At 63.5% G+C, this 12,976-nt stretch carries 16 protein-coding genes; 5 read left to right on the forward strand and 11 right to left on the reverse strand.

From position 1 onward, the window contains the following. Position 1: 1 nt before the first annotated feature. The 4 genes from IVA82_RS07965 to coxB form a co-directional block, all read right to left on the reverse strand. Entirely contained in the window at positions 2-178 is a 177-nt protein-coding gene (locus IVA82_RS07965) for a CoxF protein (protein WP_247388979.1), read from the reverse strand. Further along, positions 175-1,119, reverse strand: a complete 945-nt coding sequence (locus IVA82_RS07970; RefSeq protein WP_247388980.1) for a heme o synthase — start codon at positions 1,117-1,119, stop codon at positions 175-177. Before IVA82_RS07970 ends, IVA82_RS07965 begins: the two co-directional genes overlap by 4 nt. A 59-nt stretch (positions 1,120-1,178) precedes the next feature. Next, on the reverse strand, positions 1,179-2,804 hold the full coding sequence (ctaD, locus tag IVA82_RS07975; RefSeq protein ID WP_148742234.1) for a cytochrome c oxidase subunit I: 1,626 nt from the start codon (positions 2,802-2,804) through the stop codon (positions 1,179-1,181). A gap of 81 nt (positions 2,805-2,885) precedes the next feature. Further along, a complete protein-coding gene (gene coxB, locus IVA82_RS07980; RefSeq protein WP_247388981.1) occupies positions 2,886-3,740 on the reverse strand; it encodes a cytochrome c oxidase subunit II in 855 nt (284 codons plus the stop codon). 454 nt (positions 3,741-4,194) lie between these two features. On the opposite strand from coxB, the gene IVA82_RS07985 reads away from it, so the two are divergent. Then, positions 4,195-4,740 (forward strand): invasion associated locus B family protein, encoded by a 546-nt coding sequence (locus IVA82_RS07985; RefSeq protein WP_247388982.1) that lies wholly within the window; start codon positions 4,195-4,197, stop codon positions 4,738-4,740. A 24-nt stretch (positions 4,741-4,764) separates the two neighbouring features. Here the strand turns inward: IVA82_RS07985 and IVA82_RS07990 are convergent, their stop codons facing one another. From IVA82_RS07990 to IVA82_RS08000, 3 genes are read right to left on the reverse strand one after another with little or no spacing between them, the layout of a single operon-like run. Beyond that, positions 4,765-5,370 (reverse strand): TlpA disulfide reductase family protein, encoded by a 606-nt coding sequence (locus IVA82_RS07990; protein WP_247388983.1) that lies wholly within the window; start codon positions 5,368-5,370, stop codon positions 4,765-4,767. A gap of 35 nt (positions 5,371-5,405) precedes the next feature. Next, positions 5,406-5,912: a DsrE family protein gene (locus IVA82_RS07995; protein ID WP_247388984.1), complete on the reverse strand. Its 507-nt coding sequence runs from the start codon at positions 5,910-5,912 to the stop codon at positions 5,406-5,408. A gap of 10 nt (positions 5,913-5,922) precedes the next feature. Next, positions 5,923-6,330 carry a DoxX family protein gene (locus tag IVA82_RS08000; protein ID WP_247388985.1) on the reverse strand — a complete coding sequence of 136 codons (408 nt, stop codon included), beginning with the start codon at positions 6,328-6,330 and terminating at the stop codon, positions 5,923-5,925. Positions 6,331-6,463: 133 nt separating this feature from the next. Between IVA82_RS08000 and IVA82_RS08005 the strand changes: the two genes are divergently transcribed. Beyond that, positions 6,464-6,868, forward strand: coding sequence for a helix-turn-helix domain-containing protein (locus IVA82_RS08005; protein WP_247388986.1), 405 nt, complete (start codon positions 6,464-6,466; stop codon positions 6,866-6,868). 7 nt (positions 6,869-6,875) lie between these two features. Here the strand turns inward: IVA82_RS08005 and IVA82_RS08010 are convergent, their stop codons facing one another. Continuing rightward, positions 6,876-7,034, reverse strand: a complete 159-nt coding sequence (locus IVA82_RS08010) for a hypothetical protein (protein ID WP_247389038.1) — start codon at positions 7,032-7,034, stop codon at positions 6,876-6,878. 385 nt (positions 7,035-7,419) lie between these two features. On the opposite strand from IVA82_RS08010, the gene tldD reads away from it, so the two are divergent. Genes tldD through IVA82_RS08030 form a run of 3 tightly spaced genes read left to right on the forward strand, consistent with a single transcriptional unit; the run spans position 7,420 to position 10,206 of the window. Next, on the forward strand, positions 7,420-8,847 hold the full coding sequence (gene tldD / locus IVA82_RS08020) for a metalloprotease TldD (RefSeq protein WP_247388987.1): 1,428 nt from the start codon (positions 7,420-7,422) through the stop codon (positions 8,845-8,847). After that, entirely contained in the window at positions 8,844-9,620 is a 777-nt protein-coding gene (gene lepB / locus IVA82_RS08025; protein ID WP_247388988.1) for a signal peptidase I, read from the forward strand. The genes tldD and lepB overlap by 4 nt, the downstream gene beginning before the upstream one ends. A 22-nt stretch (positions 9,621-9,642) precedes the next feature. Continuing rightward, positions 9,643-10,206 (forward strand): nucleotidyltransferase family protein, encoded by a 564-nt coding sequence (locus IVA82_RS08030; protein ID WP_247388989.1) that lies wholly within the window; start codon positions 9,643-9,645, stop codon positions 10,204-10,206. Between the two features lie 117 nt (positions 10,207-10,323). Here IVA82_RS08030 and IVA82_RS08035 read toward each other — a convergent pair whose 3' ends face one another. The 3 genes from IVA82_RS08035 to IVA82_RS08045 all read right to left on the reverse strand — a co-directional run bounded on the left by IVA82_RS08035 (position 10,324) and on the right by IVA82_RS08045 (position 12,954). Beyond that, positions 10,324-10,875, reverse strand: a complete 552-nt coding sequence (locus IVA82_RS08035; protein WP_247388990.1) for a PAN domain-containing protein — start codon at positions 10,873-10,875, stop codon at positions 10,324-10,326. A gap of 111 nt (positions 10,876-10,986) precedes the next feature. Beyond that, the gene (locus IVA82_RS08040) at positions 10,987-12,357 is read right to left on the reverse strand and encodes a glutamate--cysteine ligase (protein ID WP_247388991.1); all 1,371 of its coding nucleotides are present in this window, start codon (positions 12,355-12,357) and stop codon (positions 10,987-10,989) included. A 99-nt stretch (positions 12,358-12,456) separates the two neighbouring features. After that, entirely contained in the window at positions 12,457-12,954 is a 498-nt protein-coding gene (locus IVA82_RS08045; protein WP_148742218.1) for a MarR family winged helix-turn-helix transcriptional regulator, read from the reverse strand. Positions 12,955-12,976: the final 22 nt, after the last annotated feature.

Here is a 12,976-nt window from a genome sequence, read left to right on the forward strand (position 1 = left end):
CCTACATCGGCCTAACTAGCACTGCCGGTCCCTTGACCATGGTGACGGCGAAAAACAGCAGGACAAGCACGCCGAGCGCGAGTGCGATCGCAACCGAGCGGTGACGACGGCTCTTCTTCTGCGCCTCCGTGAGGACGATTCCATCTGGCTCAGGTTTGTCGGCCATTCCCGCGATCATGCGCCCCCTACCATCGGCGCCAGCGCCCGGAACACGACCTCTGCCAGCAGGGTCGCAAACAGCGCAAACAGATAGAAGATGGAGAAGGCAAACAGCTTGCGGGTCGCGCGCAGCGATTGGCTGCGCTCGCGGCGCATATAGACGTTGATAGCAAACACCAGCATGCCCGCGCCGAGCACGAGCGATGTAACACCGTAGATGGCGTCGAAATAGCCAAGCGCCCAGGGTGCTGCGGCCACCGCGATCAGCACGATGGTGTAGAGCAGTATCTGGAGGCGCGTCGCGTCCGGACCGGCGACGTTGGGCAACATCGGAATGCCGGCGCGGGCGTAGTCGTCGGAGCGGAACAGCGCCAGCGCCCAGAAATGCGGCGGCGTCCAGAAGAAGATGATGGCGAACAGCAGCAGCGGCTCGACGTCGACGGTGCCGGTCACCGACGCCCAGGCCACCACGGGCGGCAGCGCGCCGGCGGCGCCGCCGATCACGATGTTCTGTGCGGTCCGGCGCTTCAGTCCCATCGTATAGATGACGACGTAGAAGAAGATGGTGAAGGCGAGCAGCGCGCCCGCGATCCAGTTGACGAGAATGCCGAGCGTCATCACCGAGAAGAAGGCGAGCGTCATGCCGAACGTCATCGCCTCGGGCCGGGTGATACGGCCGCGCGGGATCGGCCGGTTCGCCGTGCGCGACATCTTGGCGTCGATGTCGCCTTCGAGCGCCATGTTGAGCGCACCGGAGGCGCCGGCACCGACGGCAATGCAGAGCAGCGAAGTGATGGCGAGCACGGGATGGAAGTGCCCCGGCGCCATCGCCATCCCGACCAGCGCGGTGAAGATCACGAGCGACATCACCCGCGGCTTGAGCAGCGCGATATAGTCGCCGACCTCCGCCTCGGAGATCCTCGGATTGATGTCGATGGCGTTGTGATCGAGGACGGACACCTAAACCTACTCTTCGCTATAGAGTCGCGGCGCCCGACACGGACGCCGCGAAAGTCTGCTTACTGTACGCGGGGCAGCACTTCGAACTGATGGAAGGGCGGCGGCGAGGACAGCGTCCACTCCAGCGTGGTCGCGCCGGCACCCCAGGGATTGTTGCCCGCCGGGACCCTGCGCATGAAGGCGTCGAACACGCAGTAGAGGAAGATGAGCACGCCGAAGCCGGAGATGTAGGAGCCGAGTGAGGACACCAGGTTCCAGCCCGCGAACGCGTCGGGATAGTCGACATAGCGGCGCGGCATGCCCGACAGACCGAGGAAGTGCTGCGGGAAGAACACCAGGTTGACGCCGACGAAGGTGAACCAGAAATGCGCCTTCGCAAGCGTCTCGTTGTACATATAGCCCGACATCTTCGGAAACCAGTAGTACCAGCCAGCGAAGATCGCGAACACGGCACCGAGCGACAGCACGTAGTGGAAGTGCGCGACGACGTAGTAAGTGTCCTGGAGCACGCGGTCGACACCGGCATTCGCCAGCACGACACCGGTGACGCCGCCGACCGTGAACAGGAAGATGAAGCCCACCGCCCAGATCATCGGGGCGCGGAATTCGATCGAGCCGCCCCACATGGTGGCGATCCAGGAGAAGATCTTCACGCCGGTCGGAACTGCGATGACCATGGTGGCGGCGACGAAATAGGCCTGCGTCGCCGAGGACATGCCGACCGTGTACATGTGGTGCGCCCACACCACGAAGCCGATGCCGCCGATCGCGACCATGGCGTAGGCCATGCCGAGATAGCCGAACACGGGCTTGCGCGAGAAGGTCGACACGATCTGGCTGACCATGCCGAAGCCCGGCAGGATCAGGATGTACACTTCGGGGTGACCGAAGAACCAGAACAGGTGCTGGAACAGCACGGGATCGCCGCCGCCGTCGGCCGCAAAGAAGGTGGTGCCGAAATTGCGATCGGTGAGCAGCATGGTGATCGCGCCGGCGAGCACCGGCAAGGACAGCAGCAGCAGGAACACCGTCACCAGGATCGACCACACGAACAGCGGCATCTTGTGCAGGGTCATGCCCGGTGCGCGCATGTTGAAGATCGTGGTGATGAAGTTGATGGCGCCGAGGATCGACGAGGCACCCGCCAGATGCAGCGACAGGATCGCGAAATCGACGGCCGGGCCCGGATGGCCGGAGCTCGACAGCGGCGCATACATGGTCCAGCCGGCGCCGACGCCGTTGGCGCCCGGCTCACCCTCGACGAAAGTCGACAGCAAGAGCAGCGCGAAGGAGGCCGGCAGCAGCCAGAACGAGATGTTGTTCATGCGCGGGAACGCCATGTCCGGCGCGCCGATCATCAGCGGCACGAACCAGTTGCCGAAGCCGCCGATCATCGCGGGCATGACCATGAAGAAGATCATGATCAGGCCGTGACTGGTCACGAACACGTTATAGGTGTGCGTCTCGTGGAATATCTGCACGCCCGGATACATCAACTCGGCACGAATCGCGATCGACATCGCGGCACCGATAACGCCGGCGATGACCGCGAAGATCAGGTACATCGTGCCGATGTCCTTGTGGTTGGTCGAATAGACGTAGCGCCGCCATCCGGTCGGATGGGCGTGCTCGTCATGTCCGTGGTCTTGCGCGTGATCGCCGTGTGCCGCTGCGCTCGTTGCCATTTTCAAATCCTGCCTTGCGTCCCATTCGGACCTTTTGGAGGTCCCGCCCTTTATGTCGCTTTCAGTCCCCTTGCCCGGCGCTCACTGCGTCGGGCCGGCCGTGGAGGCATAAGTGTTGGTACCGCCGCTCGCATATTTCTTCTTCGCCGTTTCAACCCAGGAGGCGAACTCCTGGTCGCTCACCACGCGGATGGCGATCGGCATGAAGGCGTGGTCCTTGCCGCACAATTCCGAGCACTGGCCGTAAAACATGCCGGTCTTGGTGGCCTTGAACCAGGTCTCATTCAGTCGGCCCGGAACGGCGTCGATCTTGACGCCGAAGGCCGGCAGCGCGAAGGCATGGATCACGTCGGCCCCGGTCACCTGAACCCGGACCACTTTGTTGACCGGCACCACCATCTCGTTGTCGACACCGAGCAGCCGCGGCTGTTTCTCCTGGGCCATCAGCGAGTCGAACTCGAACTTGCCATTATCGGGATAGGCGTAGGACCAGTACCACTGCTTGCCGGTAGCCTTGATGGTCAGATCCGCCTTCGGCACGTCAAGCTCGAGGAACAGGAGGCGGAAGGACGGCACCGCAATGCCCACCAGGATCAGTACCGGAATCAGGGTCCAGGCCACCTCGATCAGCGTGTGGTGGGTGGTCCGCGACGGCACCGGATTGGCCCGCGCGTTGAACTTCATCACCACGATCACGAGCAGCGCCAGCACGAACAGCGTGATCACAGTGATCAGCACGGAAAGGAAATTGTGGAACCAGACGATGTTGTCCATCACCGGGGAAGCCGAACCCTGGAGATGCCATTCCCACGGTTCAGGCTGGCCGAGCTCGGCGAAGGCCGCGCCGCCCGTTGCCAGCATCATGCCGGCCGCTACCGCGGCAACGGCCGCCAATCCCAGCAGATGTCGGCCCAACCGACCCATCGACATGCTCATGCCGTTCGCGCTCCCCTTACGAAATCACCCCAGGTGCGCTCCCCTATTTCCGGGAAACGCTTATTCGACCCGCCCGTCCGACAAACCACCGCTCAAGAATACCTCCAAGAATACCTCTAAGAGGAATTCGGGCCAGATCGCTAGAACGCCGAAATCAAGCTTCTCAAACCATAATTCTTGATCTATCGCAATGCAGTCTTGAGCCGCTCTGGCTGCGATCACCCGCAAGATATTTCCTAGTAACATCAGACAAAAATACCGTTTCGCGGGACGCTGCGGCTTGACAGCGCAATTGCCCGCGGTAGGCACTTGCGGACGGCTGCGCAGGAATCTGATTCGTGCAGGCGATGACGGCCGAGGCGGCGTGGAATTTGCTTGGGAATCGCCCTCAAGACGCCGTCATTCCCGTATCAGTCGACCAGCGCGAGCGATCCAGGCGAGAAGGGCGACCCCGATGGGGCTTTCGAGATCCATGGCAAAATCCCTGGAAAGGCCGATTAACGGCCTTACGGTGCTGGCGACCCTGCTGATTGTGGTCGTGCTCCTGGCCGTCCCCGGCCTTGCCCATGCGCAGGGTGCGGTGCGCTCCGTCCATGGCGACTGGCAGATCCGCTGCGATACCCCCCCGGGCGCCCAGACCGAGCAATGCGCCCTGATCCAGAGCGTGGTGGCCGAGGACCGCTCCAATGCCGGCCTTACCGTGATCGTGCTGAAAACCGCCGACCAGAAGAGCCGCCTGATGCGGGTGGTCGCCCCCCTCGGCGTGCTTTTGCCGTCCGGCCTCGGACTGAAGCTCGACAACCAGGACGTCGGCCGCGCCGGCTTCGTCCGCTGCCTGCCCAATGGCTGCGTCGCCGAGGTCGTCATGGACGACAAGCTGCTCGGCCAGCTGCGCACCGCCAAGACCGCGACTTTCATCATCTTCGAGACGCCGGAAGAGGGCATCGGCTTCCCGCTCAGCCTGAACGGACTGGGCGAGGGATATGACAAGCTGCCGTGAGGGGGCGCTAACCTCAAAGCGAGGTTAGTCAGCCGCACCGGCGCTGGCGTAATAATCGAACAATCGGCCCGCCTCAATGGAAAGCCAATCCGCTTCACCGGTGATGTAGCCTTCGACGTGCCCGGTGACGCCGAGCACGAAGGAAATCGGCATGCCGTAAAGCGCAAACGGCGTGTCGACGCCGTCGCTCGCGCCGGCTCGCGCCACCAATCCGCCGGGATCGAAGCCGATCGCGAGATGGCGAAGCTTCAGTTTTTTGACGAAGGGCGCGACCAGCGGTCGATCGCGATCGGTCGAGACGGCAACGACCGCGAGGTCGGCGCGGCCGTTTCCCGCGAGCCGATCCAGTATCGGCAGTTCAGTGCGGCAGGCCGGGCACCACGTCGCCCAGAAATTGACGAGTACCATCTTGCCGCGGAAGGACGCCAGATCGAGTGCACCTCCGCCGGGGCGCGGGATCGGCACCGCCGGGACCGCGCGCGCGCCGCGCACTTCCGTGAACTGATGCCTGACGGTCGCGAATGGCGGTGGCCCACCGGCCCCTGCCCGCGCCGGCATCGCGAACGAGGCGGCCGCACCCATCATGCCGGCGACGACGGCGCGGCGGTTCGGCCCGCGATGCGACGTCATATCGGATGCTCCGCTGTGCAGGTCTGGCCCATTTATCACGACCGGATGTAGGACCAGCCGGCTTCCTGCAATTCAATGATGCGCCCGGGCCCGCTTGGCACCAGATCGACATTATCGATCAGCGTGAGTGGATGCCCTTCCTGACGCTCCATGCCAAGCTTGGTCGCCTCGCAGACCACGAAACGGATGTTCGCATTGACCGTCCTTAACACGCGCAGCATGTCCTTCACCGGTGAAGTGTCGGCGCGGAGCATGTGAACGCCGGCGTTATAGGCGACGACTTCGATCGTGAACGCTTCGTTCCGTTCCTGATAGTATTTTGGAAGGTTGAGCGAGGTCGAGATCAGCGCCCGCATCGTGGTGGGGTCATCGGTGTTGATCGGCAGCACCAGCCGATGCATCCGAACCGAAGCGGCGGGTTTCGGCTGCGGCTTTGAGTCCGCGGCCTCTGATCCCATCAGCAACAGGGTCACGGTCAGCGGCACCACGAAGGCCAGGATCAGCCCCACGGCAATCGTCAACTCGCGGCGAGAAAGACGCATCGCAGCAGCCTTACGAGGTCTTGGCAAGCGAGGTCTTGGCAAGCAATGCGATCTGGCCCCGCTCCACATAGGCGACCACAGCGTTCAGCATCAGCAGAACAATGGCCGGCACCGCCGAACCGCCGACGAAGAACAAATGGGTGATCACCGCGCCGATCATGACGCAGATCAGCAGCAGCGCGCCGAGGGCGGCCTTCTGCGGCAAGAGCAGCAGGATCGCGCCCATGATCTCGAGACTGCCGGTGAAATAGCGAAACCATTGCCCGAGCCCGATATGCTGAAACTCCTCCACCAGCATGGGAACGCCATAAAGCTTCGCCCCGCCGGCCGCCACAAAGACGAGCGCAAGCACTCCCCTGACGAACCACAGGGCGGCAGAGGTCCAGCGCGGTCTGGCAGGCGCAACAATTGTCGACATCGAAAAACTCCTGAAATGGTGAAAGCGGCGATGGACAGAAGTGGCGTCCGCCGGCGACCCCCTGAGGGGCTGTCAAACCCAAAATTTGGGACTAAGATGAAATTGACAAGTAGGATGATTTTTCTGGGGTAGCATGAAAAAGCAGACTAATGGGATTGAAGGGCAAGAATGCCCCTCCGAACGGGCCAGAGCGCAGTTGCATCGGGCGCTTCGCCTGCTTTCAGGCAAGTGGAAGGGTGAAATCCTCTGGCAGCTTGTCGACGGCAAGCAGCGCTTTGGCCAATTGCGGCGCGCCATCCCCGACGTAACTCAGCACATGCTGACAACCCAGCTCCGCGACCTCGAAAGCGAGGGCCTGGTGAAGCGCACGGTGTTTCCCGAGGTGCCGCCACGGGTGGAATACGAGATGACCCCGGCGGCTCTGGCGTTGCGGCCGGTATTCGACGAACTGTTCCGCTGGGCCAATGCACACGCCCGGCCGGGGCCCGATGCAGAGGCTGCCAATGCTACCGGCAAAGAGAATGACAAGCTGCCGTAAGGGGAAGCTAAAACAGCGCGCCCATGAGGACCAGGTTTTCGTAGCCGCCATCGACCTGAATGCGGTTGCGCTGCAGTCCTTCGGTGGCAAGGCTGAATTTCTTGTAGAGCTCGGTCGCGACCACGTTGTTTCCCGAACCGTTAGTTGCGTCTGCCGGATCAAACACCCGCCTATTCCCTGCCGCCGGAATTCCGGCAGAAGCGCGATTCCGAGAACGCCGACATGACATAAATCGGCCTCGGGTTGGGCACGACATCGCACCAGCCGACGACCCGGCCGGCCGACACTGCGACCAGTTGCGGATAACCAAGTTTGATATTGTCGAGAACGAAGGCCCGCGTCGATTCGAATGGCGGGGCTTCCAGAAACGCGAGATAGCGCCGCTCCCGCGCGACGAAATCGAGGGCTTGATGAAAGCGTCGATATGGTCTTGCGTTATCGGAACAATTTCGACTGCAGCCATCGTCTCGGCAACGTGTTGATGCCGCCCCTCGCGGAATGGCCGGGAAACAACTATCTTGAATGCATCCCTCCGACAACGGACTGATTTGATGACCAACCCTGCCACGACCTCCCTGCTCGAACGTGCCAATCTCGACCGCGATCAGGTTCGCCACGAGGTCGCGCGCGGGCTTGCCGGCGCTGACGACGGCGAATTGTTCCTGGAATACAGCCAGACCGAAGCGCTGATGTTCGACAATGGGCGGCTGAAGCAGGCGACCTACGACACTTCGCAGGGTTTTGGCCTGCGCGCCGTCAAGGACGACGCGGTCGGCTATGCGCATTCCTCCGACGTGTCGGTGCCGGCGTTGATTCGCGCAGCCGACGCGGTCGCCGCCGTGCGCGGCGGCTATTCCGGCAGCTTCGCGGCACCGCCCCCGCACACCAATGTGCGGCTCTATGGCGACGACAATCCGCTGGACGCGCCGGGCTTCGAGACCAAGGTGAAGCTGCTTGCCGAGATCGACGCCTACCTGCGCGACAAGGATCCGCGGGTGCGGCAGGTCAGCGTCAGCCTGGGCGCGACCTGGCAGGTCGTCGAGATCCTGCGGCCCGACGGCGAGAGCTATCGCGACATTCGCCCGCTCGTGCGCGTCAACATCTCCGTCGTCGCCGGACAGGGCGACCGGCAGGAGAGCGGTAGCAAGGGTTATGGCGGCCGTGCCGGCTATGCCGAATTTATCGAGAGCAAGAACTGGCGCGAGGCGGCCGACGGCGCGCTGCGCGAGGCCCTGGTCAATCTGGAATCGATTCCCGCTCCTGCCGGCGAAATGGATGTCGTCCTTGGCGCTGGCTGGCCCGGCGTGATGCTGCATGAAGCGGTCGGTCACGGGCTCGAGGGCGATTTCAACCGCAAGAAGACGTCAGCGTTTGCCGGGCTGATGGGCCAGCAGGTCGCGGCCAAGGGCGTCACCGTGATCGACGACGGCACCATCGCTTCAAGGCGTGGCTCGCTCTCGATCGACGACGAGGGCACGCCGACCAACCGCACCGTGCTGATCGAGGACGGCGTTCTCGTCGGCTATATGCAGGACCGCCAGAACGCACGGCTGATGAACATGAAGCCGACCGGCAACGGCCGCCGCCAGGGCTACGCCCATGTGCCGATGCCGCGCATGACCAACACCTATATGCTCGCGGGTGACCGCGATCCGGCCGAGATCCTCGCCTCGGTAAAGAACGGCGTCTTTGCGGCAAATTTCGGCGGCGGCCAGGTCGACATCACCTCCGGCAAATACGTGTTCCAGTGCACCGAGGCCTACAAGATCGAGAACGGCAAGTTAGGCGCGCCGCTGAAGGGCGCCATGCTGATCGGCAACGGGCCGACCGACCTGCATCGCATCCGCATGATCGGCAACGACCTCGCACTCGACACCGGCATCGGCACCTGCGGCAAGAACGGCCAGGGTGTGCCGGTCGGCGTCGGCCAGCCGTCGCTGTTGATGGAGCGCATTACGGTGGGTGGAACGGGCGCATGAGTGTCGAGAAGGCGACCGTTCCCATCAAGCGGAAGAGCAGCGGCTGGGGCGGCCAGCTGGTGCAGCTCGCCGGCATCGTCGTCGCCGTGTTCATCGCCAAGGGCGCACTGGCCGAGCCGTTCTACGTGCCGTCAGGCTCAATGGAGCCGACGCTGCTGATCGGCGACGCATTGATCGCCTCGAAATTCCCCTACGGCTACGGCACTTCATCGCTGCCGATCCAGATCAACCTGCCCGAGAGCGGCCGCGTCTTCGCCGAGACGCCGAAGCAGGGCGATGTCGTGGTGTTCCGATGGCCCGGCGATCGCTCGCAGGCCTGGGTCAAGCGCGTCGTGGGACTGCCCGGCGACCGCATCCAGATGCGGCAGGGCCAGCTCTTTATCAACGACCGCCCTGCCGAGCTGAAGCCGGATGGCGTTGGCGCCGCCGAGGACGACAATGGCGGCAGCGAGCCCGCCTATCGCTACGTCGAGACGCTGCCGAACGGCGTCTCGCATCTGATCTTCAAGATGCGCGACAGCGGTCCGCTCGACAACACGCAGGAAGTCACGGTGCCTGCCGGACATCTGTTCGTTCTCGGCGACAACAGAGACAATTCCGCCGATAGCCGCGTGCCGCTGCGCTCCGGCGGCGTCGGCCTCTTGCCGATCGACAATCTGGTGGGGCGCGCGGATGCCCTGCTCGGCTCCTGGGATCTCGGCATGCGCAGCCAGCCGGTATGGACCTGGCTGTCCGGTTTCAGACTCGCGCGTTTCTTTACCGCCGTGCACTGAGCGGCATTATCCCCGCCTCGCGATGAACCGCGACGAATTCCTAGCGCTGGCGCTGAAAAATCCGATCAACGTCGCGATCATTGACGAGCTGGCGTTGGTGCTGCCGGACGCGTGGCTGGTCTCGGGATGTCTGGTGCAGACGGTGTGGAACGTGCTCACGGGCCGCGCGATAGATCACGGCATTGCCGACTACGACGTGTTCTATTTTGACCCCGATACTTCATGGGAAGCGGAGGACGCCGTCATCCGCAATGTCAACGCGCGGCTCGGACATCTCGGCGTCAAGGTCGAGATCCGCAACCAGGCACGCGTGCACCTGTGGTATCCCGGCAAGCATGGCCTGCCCTATCCGCCGCTGAGCTGTTCGACTGACGGCATCGACCGCTTCCTGACGCAGAACACGCAGGTCGGCATCAGGCGCGCAGGCGACGGCTACGACGTCTACGCGCCGCATGGGTTTGACGACATCGCAGGCCTCGTCGCGCGCCCCAATCCAGGCCCGAATTTCTCCGCAACGAACTACGCAGCGAAGACCCAGCGATGGAAGGCGCTGTGGCCCGAGATCACGGTGATTGCGACAGGGTGAGATGCCCGATGCATCCTCCTCGTCATTGCGAGCGCAGCGAAGCAATCCAGACTGTCTCCGCGGAAAGATTCTGGATTGCTTCGCTGCGCTCGCAATGACGACGGAAACGGCGAAGCGCTATCTCACCACGCCCGATGTGAACCCGGCCTTCCGGCGCGGTGGCTTGATTTCCTTTTTCAGGAAGCAGCGCGCCTCGCGCCCGGTATAGCCGGGCCGGGCGTAGGTGAAGGCGCGGCACTTGTTGTCGGCGGTGCAGGCGGCCTTGCAGCCCGCCTCGCCTTCGCTGGACTTGAGCTCGAAATTGCGCAAATCACCGCCGGGGCGGTCGATCGATGTCTCCACGCCCTCGATGCGCGGCTCGATCACGCCGGCGCCGCGCACGCCCGAAATGCAGCAGCTTTCCGGCACCCGCGGCGGTACCGTGCTCTTGAGCCAGCACACTGCCGAGCCGCCTTCTACGTCGGGGTAGCTGAAGCTCCAGGAACGGCAACGGCGATCGCGCTCGCACAGCAGCGCGCAATCCTCGGGATCACCCGACGTGACCGGCGTGTTGAAATAGTCGCCGCCGGGCCGATCGAATGCCGTCTGGGCGCGCGCCGACACGCCTGCAAGCACAAGCAGCAGCGCGACGCTTGCCATGACGGCCCCAGGCAGGCGGCCCTTCCCCATCGGAACACTTTCGAGTTATTGACGACGCTCTTTTTTTCAGCCGGTCATTTGATCGCCGCAAACCTGTATGGGCGATGAACGGCCGAAGTCCTGCGGGGTCGGTCGCTCGAACTAGAAAGCGTATTCGGCGTAGGCCGGTTCCACCGAGCCGTTCCAGGGACCATTGAACTTGTCCAGCATCTCCTCTGCCGGCGTCCGGCCGGCATCGATGATGCGATCGAGCGGCTCCAGATGCCGGGTCTCGTCGCGGCCGAGCTGGTCGATCCGGCCACGCCGACGCAAACCGGCATGTGCCAGAACGAGGCATTCCTTGGCGATCTCGAAGAGATAGCGGTCCCTGACACGCGCCTTGAAGCCGAAGCGCGGCACGTCGTCGCGCAGCGCCTGCCGCTCATGCGCCGTCCAGTGCTTCACCATGTCCCATGCGGCATCGAGCGACACATCGTCGTAGAGCAGCCCGGCCCAGAACGCCGACAATGCAGGCAGGCGACCCCACGGACCGCCATCGGAGCCACGCATCTCGAGATAGCGCTTGAGCCGCACCTCCGGGAAGATTGTGGAAAGATGGTTGGCCCAGTCCGACAGCGTCGGACGCTCGCCGGGGAGGTTGTTGTTGCGGCCGTCGAAGAAGGCGCGGAACGAGGAGCCCGACACGTCGATATACTCCTCACCGCGCTTGACGAAATACATGGGTACGTCGAGCGCGTAATCGACATAGCGCTCAAATCCCATGCCGTCCTCGAACGCCCACGGCATCATGCCCGCACGCGCGTTGTCGGTGTCGCGCCAGATCTCGGAACGGAAGGAGAGGAAGCCGTTCGGCTTGCCCTCGGTGAACGGCGAATTGGCGAACAGGGCGGTGGCGATCGGCTGGAGCGCGACCGACACGCGCAGCTTCTTGACCATGTCGGCTTCGGAGGAGAAGTCCAGATTGGTCTGTACCGTGCAGGTCCGGTACATCATGTCGAGGCCGTATTGGCCGACCTTCGGCATGTAATTGGTCATGATCTTGTAGCGGCCCTTGGGCATCACAGGGATGTCGGCGCGCGACCAGGACGGCGTCATGCCGAGACCAAGGAAACCGATACCGAGCGGCGTTGCGATCTCGCGCACCTGCGCCAAATGCGCCATCAGCTCGCTCTGGGTCTGGTGCACGGTCTCGACCGGCGCGCCGGAGAGCTCGAACTGTCCGCCAGGCTCGAGCGAGATCGCGCCGCCACCTGTGACGTCGTAAAGACCGATGATGTTGCCCTTCTCCATGATCGGCTCCCAGCCGAGCAGGAGCTTCATGCCTTCGAGTAGCGCGCCGATGCCCCGCGCGCCTTCGTAGGGCACCGGCCGATGGCCTTCGAGCGTGAACGGCGTCTTCTCGTGCTCGGTGCCCATGCGGAAGTCGGACGGATCCTTGCAGCCGGCCTCGAACCACGCAACGAGCTCGTCGCGCGATTGCAGCGGTGTCATATCGATCTGGTCTCGCGCCATATCAAACTCTAATCAAAAGCGCTTCGACCGAATGCGCGCGGGTGGCAGGGATGGTCCGCGAACCCAGCGGGCGCGCGGACATGCTGGTTTGCCGCGCGATCATCGCGGCGGCGTGCTTTCGTTGACGTTCGCGACGGGCGGCAACTTCATCTCGCCGCACGAGCAGCCCAGGCGGTCGAGCAAACCGCTGAGCTTGACGGCATCGGCATCGGACAGTTTCGAGCCGACATATTTCTCGATCGCGGCCGAATAGGCGCCCCACATCCGCTTCTGCAATTCGCGGCCGGCTTCGGTGATCTCGACGAACTGGCCGCGCTTGTCGATCTTGCATTCGCGCCGGGAAGCCAATCCCTCATCGACCAGGCGGTCGATCAGCCGCGAAGTGGAATATTGCGGGATCAGCATCTGCCGTTCGAGCTCCACCGGCCGCAGTTCGCCCGAGGGAGCCCGCGACAGCTCGAGCAGGGCGTCGTACCATGCCAGCGGCGGAAAGCCGGCCTTCTTCAGGTCCTGCTCGACGCAGTCGAGCACACGGCTCTGCACCCGCATCAGGCGGATCCAGGCGGAGGTTGCCTCGGTCGATGGTTTGCGTTTCATGGTCCCGCTCAAACTCGTCGCC

Source organism: Bradyrhizobium sp. 142, from assembly GCF_023074015.1.
In the GTDB taxonomy this organism is placed as follows: domain Bacteria; phylum Pseudomonadota; class Alphaproteobacteria; order Rhizobiales; family Xanthobacteraceae; genus Bradyrhizobium.

Excerpts from the sequence above, each read along its gene's own strand:
- IVA82_RS07995 (WP_247388984.1), bottom strand. The coding sequence starts at position 5,912 with ATGCGTCTTTCTCGCCGCGAGTTGACGATTGCCGTGGGGCTGATCCTG.
- IVA82_RS08035 (WP_247388990.1), bottom strand. The coding sequence starts at position 10,875 with ATGGGGAAGGGCCGCCTGCCTGGGGCCGTCATGGCAAGCGTCGCGCTG.
- IVA82_RS07985 (WP_247388982.1), top strand. The coding sequence starts at position 4,195 with ATGGGGCTTTCGAGATCCATGGCAAAATCCCTGGAAAGGCCGATTAAC.
- IVA82_RS08005 (WP_247388986.1), top strand. The coding sequence starts at position 6,464 with ATGAAAAAGCAGACTAATGGGATTGAAGGGCAAGAATGCCCCTCCGAA.
- IVA82_RS08000 (WP_247388985.1), bottom strand. The coding sequence starts at position 6,330 with ATGTCGACAATTGTTGCGCCTGCCAGACCGCGCTGGACCTCTGCCGCC.
- IVA82_RS08045 (WP_148742218.1), bottom strand. The coding sequence starts at position 12,954 with ATGAAACGCAAACCATCGACCGAGGCAACCTCCGCCTGGATCCGCCTG.
- IVA82_RS07990 (WP_247388983.1), bottom strand. The coding sequence starts at position 5,370 with ATGACGTCGCATCGCGGGCCGAACCGCCGCGCCGTCGTCGCCGGCATG.
- IVA82_RS07965 (WP_247388979.1), bottom strand. The coding sequence starts at position 178 with ATGATCGCGGGAATGGCCGACAAACCTGAGCCAGATGGAATCGTCCTC.
- ctaD (WP_148742234.1), bottom strand. The coding sequence starts at position 2,804 with ATGGCAACGAGCGCAGCGGCACACGGCGATCACGCGCAAGACCACGGA.
- IVA82_RS08030 (WP_247388989.1), top strand. The coding sequence starts at position 9,643 with ATGAACCGCGACGAATTCCTAGCGCTGGCGCTGAAAAATCCGATCAAC.
- IVA82_RS08040 (WP_247388991.1), bottom strand. The coding sequence starts at position 12,357 with ATGGCGCGAGACCAGATCGATATGACACCGCTGCAATCGCGCGACGAG.
- coxB (WP_247388981.1), bottom strand. The coding sequence starts at position 3,740 with ATGAGCATGTCGATGGGTCGGTTGGGCCGACATCTGCTGGGATTGGCG.
- tldD (WP_247388987.1), top strand. The coding sequence starts at position 7,420 with ATGACCAACCCTGCCACGACCTCCCTGCTCGAACGTGCCAATCTCGAC.
- lepB (WP_247388988.1), top strand. The coding sequence starts at position 8,844 with ATGAGTGTCGAGAAGGCGACCGTTCCCATCAAGCGGAAGAGCAGCGGC.